Origin of the sequence: Paenibacillus sp. FSL R7-0179, assembly GCF_038002265.1 — a bacterium.
Lineage (GTDB): Bacteria > Bacillota > Bacilli > Paenibacillales > Paenibacillaceae > Paenibacillus_AQ.
The window spans coordinates 896590-922139 of sequence record NZ_JBBOCC010000002.1; the positions used below are offsets into that span (position 1 = coordinate 896590).

Genomic DNA, 25550 nt, shown 5'->3' on the forward strand with positions numbered 1-25550 from the left:
TACAGTATTGGCTATACTGCTAGAAGCTATTCTTTCACAATCTGAAGCTTATATTCCTGCACCGTAACATGATCCTCCGCCTTAACCGTGAGATTCACCTCAGTACGGCTATGCGGCAGCTTGATTTCGCGCGGAAGTGAATCCTCGATCAGAATTCCGTCTGCATAGACCAGTGCATTGTGATGATGTGGTGTAATGTTCAGCTGTACCTGGCTTGCTGTTTGCGGAACGCTCAGGCTATACGTGGTTATGCCGCCGCTGAAGGAGGTGGACAGCGTTCCTTCACTGAAGGCAAGCTGGCGCAGTCCGGCATTGTGATCATAACCGGTCATCATGCGCAGCAGGTCGAAGATGCCGTTTTCCTTCTCCGGAACCGTGAACTTGACTTCCACCTCAGTCTTGCCGCCAACCGCTTCAGCAGGAATCAGATAACTCCGCTCGTAGAAGCTGCGGGCTTCATCCGTATGCAGCACCTCGCTCGCAATCAGCTCTCCGTCTACATAAATCGCTATTTTCTTACCATTATTTCCTGAGAAATAAGTGACTGAGAGATAGTTGTCCGAACGAGGCGCCACCTTCATCCGGTAGCTGAACCAGCCGCCATTCTCCGCTTTGCGGATGTTATATCCGTCCCATGTGGCTACGGAGGTGTTCTCTCCCTCAATGCCATGCTCCAGCTCATACTGGTCATTGCCGACTGGGAGGCTGTCCAGTGTAGCGTCCTGTACACGCTGCCGGATTTTCCCCTGTAAAATGTGCTTCTGCAGCTCAGCCGAATCGGCCTCGACCAGCCGCCAGTAGATGCCGTAACGCTCACTGTGCTGCTTATAATGCGGAGTGAAGACCAGCCGCTGATCCTCATCCGTTCCCCGCAGCGCAAAGGCCAGTTCATCCTGCTCCAGCCGGACTGCGCGGTCCGCAAGCTGCGCCAGCCACTCCTGCGGGCTCTCGTTCACCGTCGTGATGAAGTCCTTCACCAGCATGTTGCGGGTTGGGACACTTACAGCAACGCCTGTAGCGGATACAGACAGATCACTCTGGCCCAGAGCAGTGCTCAGCACCACCGGTCCATACTTGAATGCGACCACCTGGCGGGCATCCGGCAGGCTGAAGTGTGCGAGCTTCATCGGCAGCTTGAGCTGCAGCGTGTCGCCGTCTTCCCATACTCTGTCCGTCAAGAGGTAGCCTCCGCTGATCTCTAAGTTCACAGGCTGCCCGTTCAATAGAAGCCCGGGTTCTCCGGCCAGCCAATCCGGCAGACGGAGCTTCAGCGTGGTGGACTGAGCTTGAGGCTGCATTACTGAGATTTTGAACTCTACAGTATCGCTATAAGGCAAGTTGGCCGACTGGATCAGCATCAGGCCGTGCGCGGCAGAGTCCAGAGTAGAGCTGAAGTACTGGTTGACCACAATGCTGGCCGCATCCTGGAAATACAGGCTGTCATTCAGCTTGGTGAAGCTCTCCATGCCGGTGCCCGTACAGCACCAGAAATGCTCGAACGGCGAGCTGTACACCTTGAAATACCCGGTCGCCATGGGCTGGAAATACATCGTCATCCCGGTATGCGGGTGCTGTGACGACACAATGGCGTTCAGATAGGTGTTCTCGTAGAAATCGGCGTAACGGGGATCTCCCGTGATTTTGAACAGCTCGCGGGTCAGCTTGAGCATATTGTAGGTGTTGCAGGTCTCCGCTGTGAAGTTGGAGCGTTCCCGGTCCAGCATATCCGGATCGCCGAAGTGCTCCCATTCGCTGTTCCCTCCGGTGATGTAGCTGTGATGATGGACAACCATCTCCCAGAACTGCACCGCCGCTTCCAGATAAAAGACTTCGCTCGCCCCGAGCGTCCGGTAACGGTTCAGCGCACCGAGGAATTTCGGAATCGTGGTATTGGCATGCTTGCCCTTGAGAATATCCTTGCCCTCATGGACTGGAGTGAACAGCGTCAGCTCGTCGAAGCTATGCGCTGCGCTTAAATGGCCTGCCTTTCCGGTAATTCTGTACAGGTCGTACAGGCAGTCATTCATCCCCCCGTATTCCACCGATAACACACGCTGATGAACCTCTTCAGACCAGGAGGCTGTGCGGCGGTAGACCCAGTCACCGAGCTTATCCGCCAGATCATAGGCCGTCTTACTGCCGGTGGCAGAGTAGGCCGAGGTGAGTCCGGCGATGATTTTGTGCATCGTATACCAGGGAACCCAGGCCGGCTGCTTGTTCTCCACATTATCGAAAAGGCGTTCCCCGAACGCGGACAGGTAACCGCTCTCATGCTGGCACAGGGCCAGCTCCTCCAGAAGATAGTCCAGCCTGAGCGCCAGCCCGTTATCCCGCGTACAGGCATAGGCCTGGGACAGCGCGGACAGATAGTGGCCCAGCGTGTGTCCGCGGATCTCTGTGTTCTCCCAGCCGGGATATTTGTCGGCACGCTTCGGCAGTCCCCGGTTCTCGCGGAAGCCCGCCAGCAGGCGGTCCGGATCATAGCTGGTCAGATAATCAATCTCCTTGGCAAAGGCGTTTGCGATATACGGATCGGACACACGGACCTGGTCCATGCGGTATTCCTCATACAAGGGCTTACCCTGAATCGGGGCCGCCAGCGGCTGATGGGGTGTAATTGTCATTTTGCATCCTCATTCCTATGGATTCTGTAGGGTTACTGCTGGATCAATATCCTATATTTAAGCTTATAGATAAAGGGCTTGGGGGTAAATAGTGATAGGATTGAATATGTGTGAAAAGGTTAGATTCCACAGAATGAGTCTGCGGACGGAACAAAAGAACAACAAAAAAGCCACAACCGCTGCTGGGCAACAGGTTATGGCTTGAGGTTTTTATATGGAAGGGATCAAAATAGCAACTCCCTTATGGAGTGTACTGCTGCACGATCGATACAATCTGGCCATCCTTGATCGTGATGTGATAAGGGGAACCGCTAAGATCAAATACATCCGTCTTGGCGAATTCATGTATGAACTTCTCCAGTGTGAGCGACTCGTTCCAGTTCGTATCCAAGTCTTCAAGCTTGCCGGTGTGGTCATAAATCTGCATGGTAACCTTGGCATCCGGGGCTACTGTATAAGTAGTCAGCGTGTCGCTGTCATTCACGATATAGTAACCGTCCGGGGCACCGCCGATTTCGGCTGCGGATTCCGGCTCCCGCTGGGCGAAGATAGCATCCGCGGCTGCGCCTGCATACCATTCGATCTCATCCCCGGTAAGGGTCGTCTGACCGTTATGATTCTCTAAGGAATGTATATACACCGTCAGATGCTGGGTTGCCCCGTCACTCTTGGCATCAGCGGTTTTTATCGTTGTGCTTGCCGTAGTCACGAGGGAAAGGAACAACAGGACCAGAACAGGAAGCAGGTAGACGTTTTTGTTTTTTAACATTATGAATTTCCCCCTTGGCTTAATCTTACACGGCATGAGTCTACACTCCTTATTTACCCTGCCGGCATATTCTCAAACTTGTTTATACCCTAATAAACGTTGGTTCAGCAGAAATGTTGCAACTATTTATGTATTGCTTCTTTCCAGGGCATATTAGGGCTTATTAAGGTATACACAACATGAGGCGAAAGGATGACTGGCCGTGAAGGAGATTTGGCAAATATACCAGACAGATTGGCTCAGGCTGTTCAAAATCCCCGTTGCTCTGCTGCTTATCGCGGCGCTTGTTATACTGCCTTCCATCTATGACTGGTTGAATGTGGCGGCGGTATGGGACCCCTACAGTAATACCTCCGGTATAAACATCGCGGTTGCCAGTCTGGATCAGGGCGCAGAAGTCAAGGGTACCCGCTTCAATATCGGGGCAGAGGTGCTGGACAGTCTGCGGAGCAATAAGAAGCTCGGCTGGCGGTTCACCGATGCGCAGCAGGCGGTGGAGGGGGTGCGGCGCGGCGATTACTATGCCAGCATCGTCATTCCTCCGGAGTTCTCGGAGCGGATGACCGGTATTCTGAAGGGGAAGCTGGAGAAGCCTGAGCTTGAGTATACCGTGAATGAGAAGATCAATGCGATTGCGCCAAAAATCACGGACAAAGGCGCATCCACCGTCACCGCGCAGATTACGGAGCATTTCACCAAAACGCTAAGCAGTACAGTGCTGACCTCCCTGTACGGAATCGATAAGGAGTTCCAGTCCGAGCTGCCGGCTATCCGCCGGGTGGAGTCCGGCCTCTTCAGGCTGGAGGCGGAGCTGCCGGAGCTGGAGAAGGCCAGCCGGCTGGTGCTGAAGCTCCAGCGGGACTGGCCGGAGATCTCCACCTCGGCCGCGCGGATTGCCGGACTGACCGCAAGGCTGCCGGAGGTGGAGCAGGCGGGAAAGACGGCAGAGGCGATTGACGGGCATTGGCAGCAGATTACGGACGCCGCCGAGCAGTTGAACCAGCTGCAGGACAAGCTGCCGAAGCTTGAACGCGCCGCTCTGCTCGTGTCGGAGCTGGATTCGAACTTCGGGAAGGTGGACCTTGTGCTGGGCCGGGCCATGGACCGGCTGGAGCAGGCCCGGTCCGTCATCGCGGCGGCGGCCCAGGCTCTTCCGGCGGCGGATCGCCTGGCCGCCGCAGGCAGCAGCTTCGGGCTTAAGCTGCAGCAGTTCCTGGACAGGAACGCCGCCGCCTTCGCGGCTGTCCCGGAGGTGCTGCAGCAGCATCTCTATCTGCTGCAGCAGGCCGGGGACACGGCGGTCCAGTGGGCCGCGCCCTCTGACGCCGCGCGGCTGCCGCTTGCTTCGGCCCGGCTGTCAGCCGCTGCCGAAGGGCTTGCCCATACAGGGCGGATGCTCGCCGCCGTGAATGTCCTGGCGCCCGGCACTGCGGGCGCCGGGGATCTCCACGCCATCGCGGCGGCGCGGGAGCTCTACCGCAGCGCCGCCGATCAGGCAGCGGCGCAGGCGGCACAGCCCGGGACTGCCGGGCTGCAGCAGGTCCGTGAGGCAGCGGCGCAGGCGGCAGCTGCTCTGGACGGGATCATCCCGCGCTACAACGCGGAGATAATGCCTGCGCTGGGGCAGGCGCTGGGCAGGCTGACCGCCGATGCGGGGCAGGCCGCCGGGGCGCTGCAGCAGGTTCCGCAGCGGCTGGAGGCGCTGGATACCGTGCTGGATGAAGCGGGGGCTGTCATCCGGTATGGACAAGACGGTCTGACCGCGCTTGCGCAAGAGCTGCCGGCGGTCCGTGAGCAGGTGCACGGCGCAGCGGCCAATCTCACGCAGAAGATGGCGCAGCTCCATAATCTGTTCGCGAACGTGCTTCCGCGCGTTCAGGCGGAGCTTCCCCAAGTGGGCGGGCAGATTCACGAGGTGGCCGAATACTCCAGAAAGGAGTTGCCGGCAGCGGAGGTGAAATTCCGCAGGGCAGCGGATGTGATCACGACCGGATTGCCGCAGGCTGGTCAGGGCGTGAACCGTGCTGCAGCCTGGGTGCGCAGTGATCTGCCTGCACTGATCGCCTCTGTCCGGCACGGGGCAAAGGCGCTGCGCGGAATCAAGCAGGAGGTGGACCTGAAGGAGGTAGCAGAGCTGCTGAGCGGCAATATTCAGGGCCAAAGCGATTTTTTGGCCAATCCGGTTGTGCTGCGGCAGCAGAACTTATATCCAATTCCCAACTACGGGTCAGCGATGACCCCGTTCTATGTCGTATTGTCCCTGTGGGTGGGCGGCACTCTGATGATCTCGCTGCTGCGTACCAGCGTAGATTCCGGAGGGAGGAGCTACCGCAGCTATCAGGTCTATCTGGGGCGTCTGTTGACGTTCCTTACAATAGGTATACTGCAGGCGCTGGTAGCCGTACTGGGCAATATTTTTCTGCTGGGCTGTTATGTAGCTGACCCGGTGTGGTTCGTTCTGTCTGCTGTGCTTATCAGTCTCATCTTTGTGACGATCATCTTCACGCTGGTCTCCGTATTCGGCAGCATCGGCAAGGGGATAGCTATTGTATTCATGGTTCTGCAATTCTCCAGCTCCGGTGGCACCTTCCCCATCAGCACCACCGGGCATGTATTCCAGGCGATTAACCCGTATATGCCCTTTACCTACGCCATCAGTCTGCTCCGGGAAGGGGTAGGCGGTCTGCTGCCTGAGGTTGCGTTCCGGGATGCGCTGCTGCTGGTTCTATTCGGTGTTCTTTCGCTTCTCATTGGCCTGACGCTTCGCAAGCCCTTGCAGGGCTTCATCCGCAGAACAGCTGCGAAGGTGGAGAAGTCGAAGCTGATTTCTTGAAGGAAATGGGGATATATAACAAAAATTCCGTCTTTGTCAACCACTTTTGAACCGTTCAAACCAGATTGACCTGCCTAATTAAGGGATTTATGATATAGGAATATCTGGATTTTTACTAGAATATCTGGTTCTTGAGGGGCGGTATTGGTTTGCAACAGCACACTACAATTCAAACAGAACTGGCTGCTTTTCTTAGAAAAGAAGGCCAGACAATCAATCAGTTCGCAGGAATCTCCGGTGTCAATTCGGGTACGCTCAGCAGCATTATCAATGGTAACCGTCCTATTGCCATGCAGCAGCTGGACCGGATTACCGCCGGAATGGGGCTTCCTGAAGGAGCATTTTATGAGTTATATATAGATGAATGTGTGGTGCATTCCGCACCCGACTGGCGGCGGCTGGGACCCTTCCTGCACCGCTGTGCAGAGCTGGACAAGCTGGAGTGTATCCGGCAGGTGGTTCAAATCATCATGGACACTATTACATATGCCCCGCTCCTGTTCGATACGGCGGAGGAATTCTACGGGCAAGGCAAGCTTCAGGCAGCGGCTCTGCTGTATGAAGGGGTAGCCGACAGTGAGAAATATCAGCATTCGGAGCGGCTGGCCCTGTGCCAGTACCGGCTGTTCACGATCCGGACCGGTCAGAGCCCGGAGGCGGACTTCCGCGCGGCGACCCGGTTTGAATATTTCGTAGAGCGTCTGGAGGAAATAGACCAGTTGGAAGCGCTTCGGCAGCTCGCGGATATTTATATTGCTCTACAGCACTGGGAGAAGGCCAGACTATTGGCAGAGGAGCTGCGCCATAAGACATCTATCCAGTATGAAATCAGATTTTACAAAACCAGAAAGAAGAAGGAGCTAAGGGAAGCGCCCCAACCTCTTTGCTTCTATATACTGTATGCTTACTGGCTGCAATCCAAGGTATGCGAGGAATCGGGTGAATATGAGCGGGCACTGGAATATGTCGGCCTCTACTCTGAAATGAGCTGGATTGTCGAAGAATCGGCAGAGGTTGAGCAGATCAGAGACCAGTTCAGCAGGCTTGGTAAAGTCTATGCATGTCTTTACCGTATGATGTGCGGTGAACTTGAGGTTCTTCCTGAGGTTGTGAAATATATCGGCACCCCCGCGCTCGGACTGCTGGACGGGCTGCTTAAGACAGTTCAGACAGCTAACCGGTATGGCTGGGAGGTAGATGAGCTTATCAGCCGTTTCCAGCCGCGGCTTACGCCGGAGGGAGCGGCCTTCGGGCAAGCTGAGGGAACTCCGGGCAGAGAGACGCCGGATCAATATCCGGTACTGCTCTATGAGCTGGCGGTGTACTCTCTCAAGGCAGAGAAGACAGAGCAGGGGATACGATACATCTTCTGGAGCCTTGAGGCTTCCGCCGCACTTGGCAGCATAGACTGTGTGATCCGCTGCGTAAGATTATTCGAGCAATTCCGGACGTATGCTTCAGCAGAGGATCAGGAGCGGTATAAGCAACTAATTAATAGGGTGCAGGTTGCTCATGCTCAGCAGACAGTTAAGACACAGGACCGGTTGTAGAATGCCGTAGTTCGTATGCAAGAAGCCCCTTCCTGGATGGAGGGGGCTTCCTTTGCATGGCCGAATGTATGCGAAAAACCGATTATAATGTGCCAGATGATGCTGTGCGGACCCAATGTAATCGAAAAACCGACTACATTGCGCCGGAGGGTGCTGTGCGGTCCAAATGTAATCGAAAAACCGATTACAATGCGCCGGAGGGTGCTGTGCGGTCCAAATGTAATCGAAAAACCGATTACAATGCGCCGGAGGGTGCTGTGCGGACCCAATGTAATCGAAAAATCGATTACAATGCGCTGGAGGGTGCTGTGCGGTCCAAATGTAATCGAAAAACCGATTACAATGCGCCAGATGATGCTGTGCGGACTCAATGTAATCGAAAAACCGATTACAATGCGCCGGAGGGTGCTGTGCGGACCCAATGTAATCGAAAAACCGATTACATTGCGCCGGATGATGCTGTGCGGACCCAATGTAATCGAAAAACCGATTACAATGCGCCAGATGATGCTGTGCGGACTCAATGTAATCGAAAAACCGACTATATTGCGCCGGAGGGTGCTGTGCGGTCCAAATGTAATCGAAAAACCGATTACATTGCGCCGGAGGGTGCTGTGCGGTCCAAATGTAATCGAAAAATCGATTACAATGCGCTGGAGGGTGCTGTGCGGTCCAAATGTAATCGAAAAACCGATTACATTGCGCCGGAGGGTGCTGTGCGGTCCAAATCTAATCGAAAAACCGATTACAATGCGCTGGCCGCAAAGCCGTTTACACTCCACCTCGCCCACACCCGTCTCTACCGCGCCCCGGTCCTACCACGCCCCGGTCCTACCACGCCCCGGTCCTACCACGCCCCGGTCCTACCGCGCCCCGGTCCTACCACGCCCCGGTCCTACCACGCCCCGGTCCTACCACGCCCCGGTCCTACCGCGCCCCGGTCCTACCACGCCCCGGTCCTACCACGCCCCATCCCTACCACGCCCCGGTCCTACCGCGCCCCGGTCCTACCACGCCCCGGTCCTACCACGCCCCATCCCTACCACGCCCCGGTCCTACCACGCCCCGGTCCTACCACGCCCCGGTCCTACCGCGCCCCGGTCCTACCACGCCCCGGTCCTACCACGCCCCGGTCCTACCACGCCCCGGTCCTACCGCGCCCCGGTCCTACCACGCCCCGGTCCTACCGCGCCCCGGTCCTACCACGCCCCGGTCCTACCGCGCCCCGGTCCTACCACGCCCCATCCCTACCCGCACCCCGTCCCTATCTAGCCGGTGCGAAGCCGGCGACCTCGCTAAGAATGTCATCGATTGCCTTCAGCGTATCCGGCTGAAGCACCGCGTCCACAGCCTGCGCATTCTCAAGCACCTGCTCCGGTCTGCTGGCACCGATCAGCGCCGAGCTTACGCCGGGCTGGCGCAGCACCCAGGCCAGGGCCAGTTGTGACAGCTTCAGGCCCTGCTCTGCGGCAAGCTTATCCAGCTTGCTGACCACCTCCAGCACATCATCCCGCAGGTAGCTGCGGATGACGCCGTTCACAGAATCATCCGCGCCGCGCGTACCGGCCGGCGGGAGCTGACCGGCCTTGTATTTGCCGGTCAGAATGCCCTGGGCCAGCGGGGAGAAGACCACCTGTCCCAGGCCTTCATGGGCGGATACTTCAAGTACCTCGTTCTCGATATACCGCTCGAACATGTTATAGATCGGCTGATTGGCGGCGAGCGGCCGCAGGTTCAGTCTGCGGCTGATGCCAGCCGCCTGCGAGATCTGGGCCGCGCTCCATTCGCTGACGGCGGAGTAGAGGATTTTGCCTTGGGCGGTAAGATCATCAAGGGCGCGGAGCGTCTCCTCCACAGGAGTGTCCTGATCGAAGCGGTGGCAGAAATACACATCGATATAATCCGTGCCAAGGCGCCGCAGGCTGGCTTCGCATTGCTCCATAATATGCTTACGCGAGAGCCCGCGGTCATTGACGCCGTCGCCCATCGGGAAATATACCTTGGTGCTGAGGACATAATCGGAACGCTTATAAGGGCGGAGTGCGGCCCCGATGGCCTTCTCGCCTTCGCCCCGGTTATAGGCATTGGCCGTATCGAAAAAATTGATACCGCATTCAAAAGCGCTCGCGACGCACGCATCCGCCGCCTGCTGTTCTGCCGCTGTTCCATACGTAAGCCAGCTGCCAAGTCCGATTTCGCTGACTTTCAGGCCGGTATTGCCCAGTCTTCTATATTTCATATTCTCTCAATTCCTCCTTCAAGGTAAGGGGTTTCCTTCCAGTGCTTTAATTCGTCAATTGGTGAAGGACCACAGCACACGCACCGGTGGCTACAGAATGCTCACCCAGTCTGCTCCGGGTGAAGCGGACGTTATACTGCTCCCGGTAATAGGTTCGCTCAAGGGCGGTCCGTGTGGCCGTTTGGTAGAAATCATCTGCTGCAAGGAACAGCGGCCCGCCGAGAATAACCTCCTCGGGATGCAAAATATTGATCAGGTTCGCCAGCCCGATGCCGCAGTACACCGCCATTTCGTTGAACAACCCCACCACAACAGGGTCGCGCTCCTTAAGCGCTTCGATCAAGTGGGCGAATTCCAGTTCTCCGGCATGCCCGGCCAAGCTGCGGAGCCTGCCGCTGCTGCCCTGCCTCCATGCCTCACGGGCTTGTTCTTCCAGGGTGTGGACCGAGACATAGCTCTCCCACGCCCCGGCATTGCCTCCCCGAATCTGCGGCGGCCGCCCCGAGCCCTCGATGATCATCTGTCCGACCGCTCCCTCGGTATCAATGATGCCGTAGAGCAGCCGTCCATCGTTCATAATGGCGGAGCGCAAGCCGATTCCGGCATGGAGATAGAGGAGATGCTGCTGCATCCGGTTGCTGCTGGCCCAGTATTCGCCAAGCAGAGCCGTATTGGCTCCATTATCCAGATAGACAGGCACCCCCAGGCGCTGCTCCAGCTGCTCCTTGATATGTACCTGCGACCAACCCTCTGCAGGGAAGCGGGCCGGATTCAGGATGACTCCGGCTGTACGGTCCAGCGGACCGACTGCGCCAATGCCAAGTCCGGCGACCCGGCTGAGCTGGACGGAGGCTGCGTCAAGCATCTGCAAGGCTTGTCTGTGAAGCGACTCCATCAGCAGCCCGGGGGTAAGCCCCGCGTCCATGCTCCAGGTATATTCGCCCAGCAGCCGCAGATGAAAGTCCGTCAGCACAAGCTTGGCATGCGTACGGGAGATCTCCAGTCCCAGCAGATAAGCGTAAGACGGATTCGTCTCATAGAGGGTAGGGCGGCGTCCTCCGGTGGATTCGCCGAAGCCGACTTCAACCAGAAGCTCCCGGGACAGCAGTTCGTCCAGTATACGCGTTAAGGTGCTTATCGTCAGTCCGCTTTCTTCCAGCAGGGTCTGCTTGGAGACGGTACCGTGTGTTCTTACGGTGAGGTAGATTTCCCTGGCTTTGGGATTGGCGATGATTTCGTGAATGAGCAGCACGGACGATTCTCTCCTTATGATGTACTAGACCTGTTTTTACAATGACATAAAAATCAGGGGGCCGCAACTATCACAAGGAGAGAATACAAGAGGAGCCTAACCGGGGGAGGCATAGTGCGGATTGCCGGAGCGCGCATGCGTGTAGAAGCGGGCGCTGCTCAGGGAGACTGGGCGTGGGCTAGAGCAGTGCCTTGAAGGAATGGCGGATCACATCGCCGCGGCTGATGATGCCGACCAGCACATGGTTCCGCTGGACGGGAACCTTTTTGATCTGCTTTTTGCCGAGGATGGTAGCGATGGCTTCAATGTCTTCTTCGGCGTGCACCGTGATGACCTTCTTCTTGGCGATAGCCATTACGTTCAGACCCAGCAGCTTCTGCGCCCGTTCCTCGAACAGATCATTATCCCCGACGAACACATTAATCTGGAAAAAAGAATCCACGATCAGATCCTCATGCCTGCCGATATAGCGCATGATATCCCCGTCGCTGAGGTAGGCGACAATCTCGTTGCGGTCATTGACAACTGGCATGCCGCTGATCCGGTGGGCAATACATTTCTCAATAAAAGTCCTTACGGTGTCTTCCTGCTTAACCTTATACACCTGACGGACCATGAATTCATGGGCTTTCATAACGGTTCCCCCTGAAATTAGCTTTTGCAGAAATAAGTTGTATCATGAAAGTATATACTTGTATTATACAAGTCAAAAGAGTAAAGTCAATGAATAAAAGAGAAGAGGGGCGCCCGGCATGGACAAACATTCAATTGAGACAATAGAGCTGGAAATGGCGGTTCTGTTCCGCCGTCTCACTTCCATTACCACGTTCAAAAAAATCGGCAATCTGGATCGTGCGGCCTATCTGCTGCTGCATCATATTGAAGCTCGCGAGGGAACTGCCGGAATCAAGGCAATCTCCGATGAGTTTCAGCTGGATATTTCTACGGTCAGCCGGCAGGCTGCCTCACTGGAGAGCAAGGGGTTCATCACCCGGGTACCGGACCCTGTGGACGGGCGGGCCTATTCGCTGCAGATTACGGAGACGGGCCAAGCAAGTCTGGAGGAGAACCGGCAGGTCCGGCAGGAAATGATCGAACAACTGCTAAAGGGCTGGTCGGAGGAGGAGGGACAGCTGTTCGGGGAGCTGCTGCTGAAGTTCAATGCAACTTTTCTGGAGGAGAGCTGATGGGGCCCGGAGGAATTCTATTGTATTTTGTACATCAGATGATGCAAAAAGGGCTATATTTGCTTTGCCCCGGTTCTACCGTATTAAATGCATTCGCCTCCTTCTTGATCCTGTGCGAGTCTCTGGAAGCTCCGGGGACTATCGCAGCATAAGGGCCGTCCACAGTGTGACTTCACGCTGCAGACGGCCCTTTGCATACTATTCAGACAGGCGGAGCAGGCTTCAGGCAAAGCCTGCATTCCCGCTCATCCCCACCCACAGCGGGGATTGCTCCAGACAAGCGGCGAGCTGCAGTAGCAGATCCTCGCGTCCCTTGGAGGCCATAACCTGTACGCCGATCGGCATTCCTTCGGCAGTAAGGTGCACCGGCATGCTCATGGCAGGCTGGCCGGTCAGATTGGCGAGCTGGGTGAAGGGCGTGTAGGTCAGGCTCGGCTCGAACATCTCGTAGATCATCCGCCGCTGCGCTTCCTTCGGCAGCCCGCTGACCTGCATCAGCTTCTCTGTCTCCGCCGCGGTCTGGGTCAGCTCACCAATCTTCGGAGCGGAGTCCGCATTGGCCGGGGTAATATACAGATCGAAGCGGTCCATCAGCGCGGCCATCTGCGCAGCGGCTACATCCCATTCGTGCAGGCTGTGCACGAACTCAGCCGCCGAGACCTGCTTCCCGGCTTCGGCCAGCACCCAGGTGACAATATCCACTTCCTCTGCCTTAATTGCACGGCCCATGGCGCTCTCCAGTGAGAGGAACATGGCGGATACTTCTCCGGCGTTCATCGTATAATAGTTGTCCATCAGCCGGACCCCGTTGACCGGGCTCAGCTTCTCTTCCACCTCATAGCCCTCGGACTCCAGCCACTTGACCGTCTTCCGCACGGCCTCTACCGCCTCAGCGGATACCGGTGTTCCCACCGGCGAAGCGGTGGTGAAGGCGATCCGCAGCTTCCGCTGCGTGGGCTTCAGCAGATCGTCCAGGTAGACGCCCGGATACAGCGGCGTCTGAAAAGCCGCTTCCGGCTGCACCACCTGCAGCAGATCCAGCATCGCGGCGCTGTCCCGCACAGAGCGCGTCAGCGCAAAATCAATCGACGCGCCCTGCCACTGGCGGCCGATTCCCGGGCCGACCGGCGTGCGCCCGCGCGTCGGCTTCAGCCCGAACAGGCCGGTGAACGAGGCCGGTATGCGGATGGAGCCGCCGCCGTCACTGGCTCCGGCGGCCGGGACGATCCCGGCGGCAACCGCTGCCGCCGCACCGCCGCTGGAGCCGCCGGGTGAACAGGCGGGGTTCCAGGGATTGCGGGCCGGGCCGTGGAGAAGAGGCTCGGTGATGTTTTTCAGCCCGAATTCCGGCGTATTCGTATGGCCCAGCGGAATGAAGCCGCCGCGCCGGATACGGGCCACATAGTTAGAGTCCCGCTTCGCGACATTGTCCTTCATCAAGAGAGCGCCCGAGGTCAGCGGTTCGCCGCTAACCGCCTGGGAGATATCCTTCAGCAGGAAGGGAACGCCGGCGAACGGACGGGTGGTATCTCCGGAATCAAGGGGCATCTCCGCAGCCTCCTTCAGCGCGGCCTCCCGGCGGGTGCGTACCACCGCATTCAGCAGCGGATTCACCTTATCCATCCGCGCGTAGGCAGCTTCCACAAGCTCACGCGCAGTGATCTCCCGTGCCTTCACTAGGGCGGCAAGCCCCAGGGCATCATAACCGGAATAAGCAGACAACGACATAGGTATAACCTCTTTCTGGCAGGAACAGGCAGGCTACTTAGCATTCAGGCTATAGCTGCAGTCTCGCGCATAATATATTGCGTTATAAGGAGGGCAGAGACTTTTCAAATGCGATCTTCTGTCAGGTATTGTTTGACCGGGGGAGGGGTGTAGTCTGCCATCTGGCGCAGAATGCCCTCCGGAGTTGTATCGTTCAGCATGATGGAATGATGCTTCTCCTGCATGAATTGTTCCCGGGCCATGTTACTGAACAGGGCAATCAGCGGATCATAATAATGGTTCACATTCAGCAGCCCGCAGGGCTTCTGATGCAGGCCGAGCTGGGCCCAGGTGAAGATCTCGAAATACTCCTCCATTGTGCCCGGGCCGCCCGGCATAGCAATGAATCCGTCCGCCAGCTCCGACATCTTAAGCTTCCGTTCGTGCATAGAGTCCACCATAATCAGCTCTGTCAGACGGGTGTGTTCGATTTCCCTTTGCTTCAGAAAATGCGGCAGCACCCCAATTACACGGCCTCCCGCCTGCATCACGCTATCTGCAATAGCACCCATCAAGCCTACAGTAGCTCCGCCATAGATCAGCGTAATGTCGCTTGCGGCAAGCTCCTTGCCGAGTAGAATAGCGGATTCCTTGTATACGGGCGAAGCTCCTTCACTGGAGCCGCAGAAAACAGCTATACTCTTCATAAGCTGCTGACTCTCCTTTGCCAAAGTTTGTGTAGCTATATCCAAGATACCACACGAGCCCCGGCGGTTGAAACTGCCTGCTGAACGCTGGAGAGGATATTACCACACGGGGAAGGAAAGAGTAGAGATTATGAGCTGCTATAACAGCTAGAGAAGGAGACGATCATTATGCCGCTCAAACCATATGGAGTGTTAAAAGGAACCATCATCCAAGGCATACCTGCACCCCCCTCGGGTAACCGCACTGCGCATTATCAGGCAGTGGTTCAGGCTGCCGGCAGAGAGTACACAGCAGCGATTAACGTTCTGTCCAGGCAGAAGCCTTCAGAGCTGTTATATCTGGTAGGAGATCAGTTCAGAGCGGAGCAGCTTACCCATCTGCAGAGCCTGGAAGACGGGGTCACGATCATTGACGAATCCAACCGCGAAGACCTTGCCTTGGATTACATCCGCGGGGGATTGTTTGATCCTGCCAGGATGATCGCCCTTCCCTACCACGCAGACGGTCCGGATAATGACCTGAATGAGAAGGTCGACACTTACCTTCGGCGGGCCATCACAGATCAGACAGCCACCATCTATATATACGGCGAAATGTTCCCGGGCGGCGTTCATGACATTCATATGAATCAAGGCAACGTTGAAAAATATAAAGCAGACGACGGGATCTGGCAGGATGGCGGAATAGTGATTCATTTTGGACGGGACAACAAATGGCAGGGGCTGTTCCTCGCCTTCCAGTCACAATCCTGGTGCACCGATCCCCGAGGCCATAGGGTGCGTCCGGCCAGTGAATGCAATCATCTCACGCCGGTGGCGGCCAGAGCGTTCAGATCCGGAGGATAGCCGGCAGATGCATTGACAACCATTTTAGAAGCGGCTATACTTTCTGTAATCTTATAGTTGGTATACGTTGAACGAGCCAGTAGCAGCCTTGTCCCTGTTCCCAGAGAGCCGGGGGTCGATGGAACCCGGTACATACAAGCGGACTGCGAATTACGCCTCGGGAGTATCTTGGGTAATGCCAAGCGGAGCTAAGCGAACGATAACTCGCCTGAGAGTGGTACGGACCTGTGCGCAATATGGGGTCTGTGCAATTTGGGTGGTAACACGGTTAATACTAATCGTCCCTGTGTCTGAATAGACAAGGGGCGATTTTTTGTTGTCTGTGCAGTTTACTGGCTGGATGCGTGGCGGACCTTCAGCTTCTGAGGCTGATGCGGCTTTGCTGCTGCTTTTTTGACGGATACCAAGCGATATAGAATAATCACTTACACAAAAGGGGCTGTACATGTTGAACATTATCGACGAGCTATTGTGGCGCGATGCCATTAACCAGCAGACAGATGCGGACGGACTGCGTGAATTGACGGAGAGTAAGGCGGTATCGCTGTATTGCGGCGTGGACCCGACGGGCAACAGTATGCATATCGGCCATCTGATTCCATTCATGATGCTACGCCGCTTCCAGCTGGCCGGCCACCGTCCGGTGATTCTGATCGGGGGAGCTACGGGAACCATCGGCGATCCGAGCGGACGCCAGAGCGAGCGCTCTTTGCAGACGCTGGAGCAGGTGCAGGAGAATGTAGATGCGTTGACCGCCCAGATGAAGAAGCTGTTCATTACCGATGGCGACAATCAGGTGCGGATGGTGAATAACTACGACTGGACCAAGGATATGAATGTCATCGAATTCCTGCGTGATATCGGCAAAAACTTCAGCATCAACACGATGCTGGCCAAGGACGTAGTAGCGAGCCGCCTGGACAGCGGGATCTCGTTCACAGAGTTCTCATACCAGATTCTGCAATCCATGGACTACCTGCACCTGTTCCAGCACGAGGATGTGCAGCTCCAGATCGGCGGGTCCGACCAATGGGGCAATATTACGAGCGGCCTCGATCTGATCCGTAAAAAAGAGGGCAACGAAGCCAAAGCCTTCGGTCTCACGATCCCGCTCATGCTGAAGGCCGACGGCACCAAGTTCGGCAAAACCGCCGGCGGCGCCATCTGGCTCGATCCGAAGCAGACCACGCCTTACGAGTTCTACCAGTTCTGGGCGAACACCGATGACCGCGATGTGGTCAAATACCTGAAGTACTTCACCTTCCTGAGCAAAGAGGAGATCGAAGCGCTGGAGGAGAAGGTAGCGACCGAACCGCATAAACGCGAAGCGCAAAAAGCGCTGGCTGAGGAAATGACCCGCTTCGTGCACAGCGAGGAGCTGCTGGAGCAGGCCAAGCGCATCAGCGCAGCGCTGTTCAGCGGCGATATCCGCTCGCTGACTGCGGATGAGGTCGAGGAAGGCTTCAAGGAAATGCCGACCTTCACAGCAGGCAAAGAGACCAAGAACATTGTAGACTGGCTGGTGGAACTCGGCATTGAGCCGTCCAAGCGCCAGGCGCGCGAGGATATTACCAAAGGCGCGATCTCGATCAACGGCGAGCGCGTGAATGAGCTGGAGACGGAGATTACAGCCGAAGACGCCATCGGCGGCAAATTCATCATCGTCCGCAAAGGCAAGAAGAACTACAGCCTGGTGAAGCTCGTCTAAGCGCAGGCTGCCGGGTGATGGATTGCGGAAGGCGAGTAAGCGGGCCTGAAGTTGAGCCAGATCCGGAGCGGTGTTAGGCTGGAGCGAGGCTGAGGGTGAACTGGCACGTGGTTGATGGTGGCCAGAGTGAGCTTAGTTGAGCTAGAATGAGATAGATATGAGTGTGATTTGGCTAGGTGAGCTAGAGTGAGCCGTATGGCGTAGGGTGAGCAAGGTTGGCCAGAGTGAGACAGATGACATAGGGTGAGCTAAGTGAGCCAGAGTGAGACAGATGACATAGGGTGAGCTAAGTGAGCCAGAGTGAGGCAGATGACAAAGGGCGAGCTAGGTGAGTTAGAGTGAGGCAGATGACAAAGGGCGAGCTAGGTGAGTTAGAGTGTAATAGATGAGTGTGATTTGGCTAGGTGAGCTAGAGTAAGAATGGTGTGAAGTAACTGAGTGATTGGGCTATCCCGCTGTCAGCAGTGACGGGGATAGCCTTTTTTGGTGGCCGCGGGGTGCAGGTTGGTCTCACAGCCTGTTCCTGACCGCAGTAGGCCGGAAGCATGGCTGCGTGGGCTGCGTGGTGAAATCAGAGGGATAAATCCCTCATATATTGCTGGAAGTGGGCTAAATGAGCAAATCAAATGTATAAATCCCTCATATATTGCTGGAAGTGGGCTAAATGAGCAAATCAAGTGTATAAATCCTAAGCCTGTTGATTACCTATATTTTGGTGATAATGTCAGTGGAATGGGCTAAGTAAATCCTCCACTCCACAGGTAGCTTTTGCAGCGTAAATAACCGATCAAACTCGGCGAACGTTAATCTAGCGCTAACATGCACAGTACTATTTCCCTGCTCAAACAGAAACTTTAGCAACACATAAACCAATAAAGCCACATATAGCTGTCCATATACTGCATTTTCTGTGGTTCCAAACAGTTTGGGAATGTTTAAATGCTGCTTGATCCAACGAAAGAAAACTTCAATCTGCCAACGTTTTTTATAGATGTTTGCTATGGCTTCTGGGGAGTGCCAATGCAAATTTGTTGCAAGAATGACGGGATTCCCTTTGGGATCTTTAAGAATCACCACCCGAAACCGATTCTTGGTGAGTGCCTTAACCTTTCCTAATTGACACGTCAAATCTTGCTCGATACTTCCCTCAAATGGGCGATTTCGTAAACGCGGGATCGGATGTACGAGTGTGGTATTATCCTTGAGGCGAATCACAAAATATTGCCGCTCTTTCTTCTCTTGATAGCTGTCAAACAGCCCGTGCTTCCCGTAAGCGCGGTCTGCTACCAAAATATATAGGCTGTCCAGCAGGAATGCACAGCTGTTTAAATCATGCTCTAACCCCGTGGTCTCCGTCACTTTGTGCAATTCATTCGAGTCCCCAAGTAATCCGACATGCAGCTTAACGCCTGCTTTTTGGCCTTTGATGGGAGCCCAAGGCAGTCGGCCGAGACCGACCGAAATGGTGGTAGAATCCACGATTAACAGCTCTTTTGGGATACCGAGTACGCGCTTCGTTTTCCGATTACACAGCCCTATCATGAGATTCAATAGACGCTTAAATAATTGAAAGTGAACCCCTTTGGCCTTTTTAGAAAGCGTTGAGTAATTCACCGCACGTTGCCCATACAGGGACATCCGTTCTGCGCCGTCCCGGTATCCGTCCCACTGCTGGAACGCAGCTTCAGCTAAAAACAAAAACAAATCATAAACGGTAAACTTACGCGCAACGTCAACATACTTTATTTCTTTTAAGATCGGTTTTAATTGTTCCTCGGGAATCAATAATTGCAGAATATTTGAAATTGAAGTAGACTTTTTCATGAGGTCGCCTCGTTTCGGATGTTTGTAGGGGTACAAACACTTTAACGAATCAGCGGCCTTTTTGCTACCTTTTTTTGGGTAATCAACAGGCTTATATAAATCCCTCAGATATCGCTGGAGTTAGGCTGAATGAGGAAATCAAGTGTATAAATCCCTCAGAGGGGCTGCAGAGTGGTAAGAGGGAGCCATCAGGTGCACAAGGGCACCCGAATTCGGCACAAACGGCCGAAACTAGCCAATCAGGTGCACAAGTGCACCCGAATTCGGCACAAACGGCCGAAACGAGCCAATCAGGTGCATTAGTGCACCCGAATTCGGCACACGCACCTCATCCGCCCGACCCCCCCAGTCCAGCGCATCATCTGACGGGAGAGCCAGGCTTCAAAACAAATAGAAAATAATTCCTTTACCAGCGGCCACAGTCTGGCTGTAGAACCGCTGGATCTCGGTGAAGAACTGGAGCAGGTAGGCAAAGAACGCATCCGCATCATCGTCAGACACCGTATCCGGGTCCAGCGGGTAGACCTCCTCCTCGGCCATGGTCTGGAAATCATACTGCTGGCGCAGCTGCGCTTCATCCAGCCCGGAGATGGCGTCAAGCGCTTCGGCCACTTGTCCGGCACGCAGGCAGAATGCCCCGTATGCCCCGAACTCGATGCCCTGGTCTGAATGCAGCGGAACCACATATCCAAGCGGCGCAGGCCCGTCCGATATATCACCGCACAGCAGATAGTGAATCGCCTCCCAGGCACGGTCGATATCCAGCCCCGGGTATTTGTCTATGTTCAAGCTCTCAATCGGGGTGCTCCCTGCGGCAATCTGCTGCACCAGTTCATCTTCCATTGCAAAGTAATATCCGCGTATCGCCATTATATCAGCCGTCCTTCCATAACTTAGGATAGAGTAGTTGTGTTTAATCTTCAAGCAGCGCAAGCTTGTCTTCGAGTTCAGCAATCTTAAGGCGGATAGCTTCTGCCCGGGGCTCATCCTGCGCCTTCACAGCAACTTCCAATTCATCGGCGGCTATGCCGATCTGATACTCCAGATACGTGTAGTCGGATGCGGCGGCAGGGTGGGTGGAGCGTTGGGAATAGGTCATGTGCCGAAGCCTCTTTTCTCTGATCTGTGATATATTCATGATACAGGGTTTGCAGAAAGGGCTCAACCTTGTTCCATGGAAACCCGGCACAGGCTGAGACATTGTTCACAGACAATGAACCTGGTTCTGGTTTTACCATAGTAGTATTGAAAAATATAGTTTAATTTTTCAGTAACAGTATGCGGGAGGAAGTCCCGCAAAGGAAGGTTTGGTATACATAATGATTGCTGTAACTTTTGACACCTTGGACGAGGCCAGGCACTATCTGGAGAAGCTGGATGTGAACCGTGGCCTGGTGCTGTTCGCTGCGGCTGCGGCTGTCCGGGAATTATCCCGTCATGCGCCATCGCGGGCAGTATTGTGCTCAACCAAGGGGGAATATACTCCGCAGGGCTACCGCAGCGGTGTAATTACTGGTTTCGAATTTGAAGCCGGTATAGCAGAGATTGTGGGCATTCTGCACCCTCCCGTGCTTAGCGCAAGCACGCTGGAGATTGCTTACCGCAAGGTCCGGGGCAATCCGAATGCTTTTCTGATGCTGCTCTGTGACGGCACAGGCGGGATGGAAGAGATGCTGCTCTCCTCGCTGTATTTCATGGCCCCGCAATTTAAGGTGATTGGCGGCAGTGCGGCTGACGATGAGCGCGGCGAGACTTACCTCTATATAGGAACCCGGCGGGTACGGAACCTGGGGATTTATTTCAATATGCCTGCCCGCACCGCCCTGATCAAAGAGAATATATATGTCCCGTCCGGGAAGACGCTGCTGGTGACAGAAGCCGATGTGTTCGGCAGACGGGTCTATTCCTTCAACGGGCGGCCTGCAGCCGGGGAATATGCGCGTGTCCTGGGTGTGCCGGAGAAGGAGCTGGCAGAGCATTTTCTGAGCAGCCCGCTGGGCAAAAGATACGAGGATGATTGGATCATAGCCTCCCCGAAGGCGGTTCATCCGGATGGCTCTGTCACCTTTTACAGCCAGATTATGTCTAGTACTTATGTGGAGGTGCTTAGTTCAGCCGATCCGCTGGCAGTGCTGGAGGAGACGCTGGGCGGCAGTCCGTTCAAGCCTTCGTTTGTCCTCAATATTAACTGTACGCTGCGGGACCAACTGTTTACACGTGACGGTCTTTGGGGAGCTTTTGACGGGAAAATGCTTGGGTTCTGCGGTAACACTACAGGCTTCATCAGCTATGGAGAGCAATATTATACTAAGCATGCCAATCAGACGATGATTCTGCTGCTGGTTGAATAAGGGAGAGTTGAAATCGGATGGAGTGGTTAAGTAAACTGCGCACAGCTTGGGGGAGAACCCCCTCTGTTGCAGGCGTTCAAAGTCACAGTAATACAAGCGGGTTAGCGGAGAAAGCCATGGCAGAGCGTGTGATCGGGGCTAAGGGTACGGCCGCATCAACAGAAACGGTTAAAGCAGCGGGAAAAGTCGCATTAGATGAAGCTGGCGGTAACGGTAACGAAGGGCCGTCTGCTCACACTTCAGACTCGGTGTCTTATGGGGAACATGCTTATACCTTGGCGGAGCAGATCCGCCTTGAGACTGGAGCTATCCTCAAGGAAGAGGCCCAACTGGTGGAGGACTTCGAGGCTTTGCGGGCAGGCGGCGGGGAGATGATCGGCCAAATCGCCGGGACCCAGCAGCTCCTGGAGCATTTGAAAGCCAACAACGGACAGACTGAAGATCTGATTAATGAAATGTACGGCAGCTTATCCTACTCCTCCAATAAAATCGAGTTTGCCAAGGAAGCCAATATCCAGATCTCTGCGGAAATGCAGAAGGCCTCGGAGGTATTTACGGAGTTCGTTACTTTGAATGAGGATCTGCGGGAGCATTTCCACAGCATTGAGCAGCTGGCCAGGATTATCACGGATATTGCCGAGCAGACGAATCTGCTCTCGCTGAATGCGGCGATTGAGGCGGCGCGGGCCGGTGAGCATGGACGCGGCTTCGCCGTTGTCTCCACGGAGATCCGCAAGCTTGCTGACAGCACCCGCAGCCATGTGAAGGAGATCATGGGTTCACTCTCTGGAATGACCCGCGTCATGGAGCAGATTCACAGCAAGTCCGGGGATGGAACGCTCGCGATGAACGAGACCACGGCGAAGATCGGTGAGTCCACGTTATACATGAATGAGATTGTAGAAGCAGAGGAGCAGGTCTTCGAGCATCTGGAGAAAATCCAGGAGTCCCAGGAGAGCAGCATGGAGGATGTGGAGCAGATCAACAGCGACCTGCTGCGTATTCTGGACAAATCGGGCCAGGACACAGGCCAGTTCCGTAAGCTGGTTCTTACCGTTCAGAAGAAGGCCGACCATTACCAGCAGCTGCTGAATCATCTGCATCAGATCGGGCTGCTCCAGCAGGCGGAAGAAGCAGAGGAGACTAACGTATAATCAGATGTGGTAAAAGGAAACACCCGGCGGCGGGAGAGGCTGCCGGGTGTTTTTGTGTTGTGCCCAGCGTGGACCCAGGTAAGCGCTCCTCCTCTTGCTGGTGAAACACCGCTAAGAGGGAGGGGTCCAGCCAGCCTAAGCGTCACGCGCCGTAGGACTAGGCAACTCGCGAATGATGCGGGAGGGAAAGAGTTGGATAAACTCCACCTGCAGAGCGAGAACCGCCCTCTGCCAAAACAGTAATTGGATAAACAGCACTTAAATGAAACCATTTCCCCGAAGCTGGCTAAAACAGCCATGATTAGTTGTTGTTTATCCACTTGCTTCCGGAAATCCCTTGGAAATCAGCATAGCAAGCTGCATTTTTCCACTTGTTGCGGTGAGGCGGGGCTCACCGCCATCGGCAGGAGGATGTTCCACTACTGCAGGGCGATCAGCTTGTATTCATAAGCGCCAATGGACAGTATACCGGCGGGCACAGGAGTGCCGGTCAACACATCCTGCCCGCTGCGCGGCAAGGTGACGCTGCCGCCAAGACCGTCCATGTTGACGAGCGTCCACAGCACACCAGAAGCGCCGCATCTCGGGCAGAGAATGCTGCCCGGCGTGACATCACTGCGCCGGGTGACTCCGGCGCGGGCGGCATAATGCTCAATCAGCGCGCATAGCTGCTTGTCGCCTTCGCTGCCTGAGGGCAGCGAGCCGAGCATCACGATGGCTCCCCGGCCATAGGGCTGCTCGGTCAGGTAGGCCAGGCCCGGTGTCCGTCCCTCCGCAATGACGCCGATTACGGAGGCTCCGTCCGGCAGTGGCTCGAACACCGTGCTCCACAGCGACAGCGGTGCGGAGCAGCCGAAGGCCTCCCCGATGCTGCCCGTTCCCTCCATCGGGTAGACGAACTTAGAGCAGACGCCGGCCAGGCGCTCCAGCTCACCCAAAGCAGCATCCGTATGCAGCGTATGCTCGGCGGTGCGGCCTCCGCTGAGCGGGCCGCAGATCCAGATGCCGCCGCCCGCAGTGAAGTCAAGCGCCCGCGCCATGTATTCCGGCGACAGATAATGTATGAAGGGCGTGAACAGCAGCTTATAGCCGCTGAGATCGCCGCCTTCCGGCAGCAGGTCACGGTGAATCCCCAGATCGAGAATCCGCCGGTAGAAGTCTCCCAGCAGGGAACGGTAGTTCAGCTGCCGGTGCGGCTCCGTGGCCAGGAACGCCTTGGCCCGGTCCGAATAAGTAATCGCCACCTCGGCCTGCACCGGCCGGGTATTCAGCATGTGCGGCTCAATCTGCAGCCTGGCGGCGGAAGCCGCGCGCACATTGTCATACCCGAGCGCAGGCTGGCCCCACGCGCTGATGATCGAGCTGTGCGGCTGCTCGCTGCCTGTGCGCTGCTGCCGCCACAGCCAATAGCAGAAGGCGCCTGCTCCCAGCGCGTAGGCGGCCACAGCTTCGGCGGTAAGATAGCCGTCCGGGTGCGGCTCGCCGTAGCTTGTCAGCGAAGCGGCATAGGCCGGGCCGGTCTCCATCAGCCAGAAATCCCGCCCGGGCTTGAACCCGCGCCACAAATCACAGTTCAGCAGATAAGCGTGCCTGTTGGCCTGAGAGGCGTAGGTGTCGAATGAAGCGAAATCAAGCTCCCGGAACAGCTGCTCATTGTCCAGATGAAAAGGAACATTGCTGTTGTGCGTGATCGGAGCCGCCGAATAGCGGCGGATGATCGCCGCCTGTTCCCCAGCGAACTCCGCGACCTTCTCCATCTGGAATAACCGGTACTGGGTGACGAGCGATGAATTATGCAGGAAAGGCGTAGCCACCGGCTGCGGCACCTGGTCAAACCGCTGGTACGTCTGGCTCCACACGCCGGTTCCCCATGCATCATTCAGCTCTCCGATACTGCCGTAGCGGTGCTCCAGCCACTCCTGCCACAGGGAGCGGCAGGACCCGCACATGCATTCCGCCACATGCGCCTTCAGCTCATTGTCGAGCTGCCAGGCGGCAAGGCCAGGGAGCTGCCCCAGCACCCTAGCCAGTTCTTCCGTAATTACCGCAGCCCGCTGCCGGAAATAAGGATTATTCGTGCAGACATGCTGTCTGGACCCGTGGCTCATCACCGCTCCGTCTGCCCGGATGTGCAGGCGCTCCGGGTGCCTGTGAGTCAGCCAGATTGGCGGGGTTGCGGTCGGCGTACACATGACTGTATCGATGCCGTGATCATGAAGCTGACGGATATGCTCAGCGAACGGCCGCACATCGATAGAGTCCTCCTCCGGCTCCAGCAGCGACCAGATGAACTCGCCCATGCGTACCAGATTAATGCCGGTCTCCTGCATGAGCCGAAGATCCTGCTGCCGCTCAGCCTCCCCCCACAGCTCCGGGTACCATGCGGCTCCGTAATATAGTTTTTGCTTCATTCTTTTAACCTCCTGGAAAAAGCCCCATACGGGCTCTGTATGATCTTATCTTTCTATTCCCCATCCCTAAGCTATATAGTTTGAACTTGAAAACATAAATTTTGGGAGGAGTGGCGGAGGGGAATTTTGGAGCTGTAGGAGCGGTAGCGTCCGCCTGAAAGCTTTCCGCAGGAAAGCTCGCTATCTACAGCATCAGCTGTCTGCGGATTTCTACCGCGAACAGCGGTCTAATCAAAGAAATCTGCAGAAGGGCAGCGGCCGGAAGCCCAAAACTTCTCTGGAGTCACGATTCTCCCAAAAATGAAATTATCATTTCAATCTATATAGTGTCCGCCCCCCACAATCAATAGTAAACTTTTGCCGGTTTTGGACTTTATTGCGGAAGCGG

General features: G+C 55.8%; 19 protein-coding genes. 7 read left to right on the forward strand and 12 right to left on the reverse strand.

Annotated elements, in window-relative coordinates; translation table 11 throughout:
- Positions 1–26 precede the first annotated feature (26 nt).
- Positions 27–2624 carry a beta-L-arabinofuranosidase domain-containing protein gene (locus MKX63_RS20575; RefSeq protein ID WP_341019683.1) on the reverse strand — a complete coding sequence of 866 codons (2598 nt, stop codon included), beginning with the start codon at positions 2622–2624 and terminating at the stop codon, positions 27–29.
- A gap of 241 nt (positions 2625–2865) precedes the next feature.
- Positions 2866–3393 carry a hypothetical protein gene (locus MKX63_RS20580; RefSeq protein WP_341019685.1) on the reverse strand — a complete coding sequence of 176 codons (528 nt, stop codon included), beginning with the start codon at positions 3391–3393 and terminating at the stop codon, positions 2866–2868.
- Positions 3394–3595: 202 nt separating this feature from the next.
- Here MKX63_RS20580 and MKX63_RS20585 point away from each other — a divergent pair, with 202 nt between their 5' ends.
- Together MKX63_RS20585 and MKX63_RS20590 are read left to right on the forward strand one after the other, a co-directional pair.
- Positions 3596–6226: a YhgE/Pip domain-containing protein gene (locus MKX63_RS20585; protein WP_341019686.1), complete on the forward strand. Its 2631-nt coding sequence runs from the start codon at positions 3596–3598 to the stop codon at positions 6224–6226.
- 149 nt (positions 6227–6375) lie between these two features.
- Positions 6376–7776, forward strand: coding sequence for a transcriptional regulator (locus MKX63_RS20590; protein ID WP_341019687.1), 1401 nt, complete (start codon positions 6376–6378; stop codon positions 7774–7776).
- On the opposite strand, the gene MKX63_RS20595 is transcribed toward MKX63_RS20590, so the two are convergent.
- From MKX63_RS20595 to MKX63_RS20610, 4 genes are all read right to left on the reverse strand, one after another.
- The gene (locus tag MKX63_RS20595) at positions 7743–8558 is read right to left on the reverse strand and encodes a hypothetical protein (protein WP_341019688.1); all 816 of its coding nucleotides are present in this window, start codon (positions 8556–8558) and stop codon (positions 7743–7745) included. The genes MKX63_RS20590 and MKX63_RS20595 overlap by 34 nt on opposite strands.
- 482 nt (positions 8559–9040) lie before the next feature.
- On the reverse strand, positions 9041–10015 hold the full coding sequence (locus tag MKX63_RS20600) for an aldo/keto reductase family protein (protein ID WP_341019689.1): 975 nt from the start codon (positions 10013–10015) through the stop codon (positions 9041–9043).
- A gap of 46 nt (positions 10016–10061) precedes the next feature.
- The gene (locus MKX63_RS20605; RefSeq protein WP_341019691.1) at positions 10062–11267 is read right to left on the reverse strand and encodes an ROK family protein; all 1206 of its coding nucleotides are present in this window, start codon (positions 11265–11267) and stop codon (positions 10062–10064) included.
- A 178-nt stretch (positions 11268–11445) separates the two neighbouring features.
- Positions 11446–11901, reverse strand: coding sequence for a CBS domain-containing protein (locus MKX63_RS20610; protein WP_341019693.1), 456 nt, complete (start codon positions 11899–11901; stop codon positions 11446–11448).
- A 118-nt stretch (positions 11902–12019) separates the two neighbouring features.
- Here MKX63_RS20610 and MKX63_RS20615 point away from each other — a divergent pair, with 118 nt between their 5' ends.
- A complete protein-coding gene (locus MKX63_RS20615) occupies positions 12020–12454 on the forward strand; it encodes a MarR family winged helix-turn-helix transcriptional regulator (protein WP_341019694.1) in 435 nt (144 codons plus the stop codon).
- 222 nt (positions 12455–12676) lie between these two features.
- Here the strand turns inward: MKX63_RS20615 and MKX63_RS20620 are convergent, their stop codons facing one another.
- Both MKX63_RS20620 and MKX63_RS20625 read right to left on the reverse strand, forming a co-directional pair.
- Positions 12677–14182 carry an amidase gene (locus tag MKX63_RS20620; RefSeq protein ID WP_341019695.1) on the reverse strand — a complete coding sequence of 502 codons (1506 nt, stop codon included), beginning with the start codon at positions 14180–14182 and terminating at the stop codon, positions 12677–12679.
- Between the two features lie 104 nt (positions 14183–14286).
- Positions 14287–14868 carry an LOG family protein gene (locus tag MKX63_RS20625; RefSeq protein ID WP_341019696.1) on the reverse strand — a complete coding sequence of 194 codons (582 nt, stop codon included), beginning with the start codon at positions 14866–14868 and terminating at the stop codon, positions 14287–14289.
- A gap of 168 nt (positions 14869–15036) precedes the next feature.
- On the opposite strand from MKX63_RS20625, the gene MKX63_RS20630 reads away from it, so the two are divergent.
- Together MKX63_RS20630 and tyrS are read left to right on the forward strand one after the other, a co-directional pair.
- Positions 15037–15714: a YukJ family protein gene (locus MKX63_RS20630; RefSeq protein WP_341019697.1), complete on the forward strand. Its 678-nt coding sequence runs from the start codon at positions 15037–15039 to the stop codon at positions 15712–15714.
- A gap of 448 nt (positions 15715–16162) precedes the next feature.
- Entirely contained in the window at positions 16163–17422 is a 1260-nt protein-coding gene (gene tyrS, locus MKX63_RS20635; RefSeq protein ID WP_341023155.1) for a tyrosine--tRNA ligase, read from the forward strand.
- Between the two features lie 705 nt (positions 17423–18127).
- On the opposite strand, the gene MKX63_RS20640 is transcribed toward tyrS, so the two are convergent.
- The 3 genes from MKX63_RS20640 to MKX63_RS20650 all read right to left on the reverse strand — a co-directional run bounded on the left by MKX63_RS20640 (position 18128) and on the right by MKX63_RS20650 (position 20345).
- Entirely contained in the window at positions 18128–19246 is a 1119-nt protein-coding gene (locus MKX63_RS20640; RefSeq protein ID WP_341019699.1) for an IS4 family transposase, read from the reverse strand.
- Positions 19247–19627: 381 nt separating this feature from the next.
- Complete coding sequence (locus MKX63_RS20645) at positions 19628–20116, reverse strand: YfbM family protein (protein WP_341019700.1); 489 nt, start codon at positions 20114–20116, stop codon at positions 19628–19630.
- 43 nt (positions 20117–20159) lie between these two features.
- On the reverse strand, positions 20160–20345 hold the full coding sequence (locus tag MKX63_RS20650; protein WP_341019702.1) for a hypothetical protein: 186 nt from the start codon (positions 20343–20345) through the stop codon (positions 20160–20162).
- A gap of 220 nt (positions 20346–20565) precedes the next feature.
- On the opposite strand from MKX63_RS20650, the gene MKX63_RS20655 reads away from it, so the two are divergent.
- Entirely contained in the window at positions 20566–21597 is a 1032-nt protein-coding gene (locus MKX63_RS20655; protein ID WP_341019704.1) for an FIST signal transduction protein, read from the forward strand.
- Positions 21598–21713: 116 nt separating this feature from the next.
- Complete coding sequence (locus tag MKX63_RS20660; RefSeq protein WP_341019705.1) at positions 21714–22751, forward strand: methyl-accepting chemotaxis protein; 1038 nt, start codon at positions 21714–21716, stop codon at positions 22749–22751.
- 419 nt (positions 22752–23170) lie between these two features.
- Here the strand turns inward: MKX63_RS20660 and MKX63_RS20665 are convergent, their stop codons facing one another.
- Positions 23171–25162: a beta-galactosidase gene (locus MKX63_RS20665; protein WP_341019707.1), complete on the reverse strand. Its 1992-nt coding sequence runs from the start codon at positions 25160–25162 to the stop codon at positions 23171–23173.
- Positions 25163–25550 lie beyond the last annotated feature (388 nt).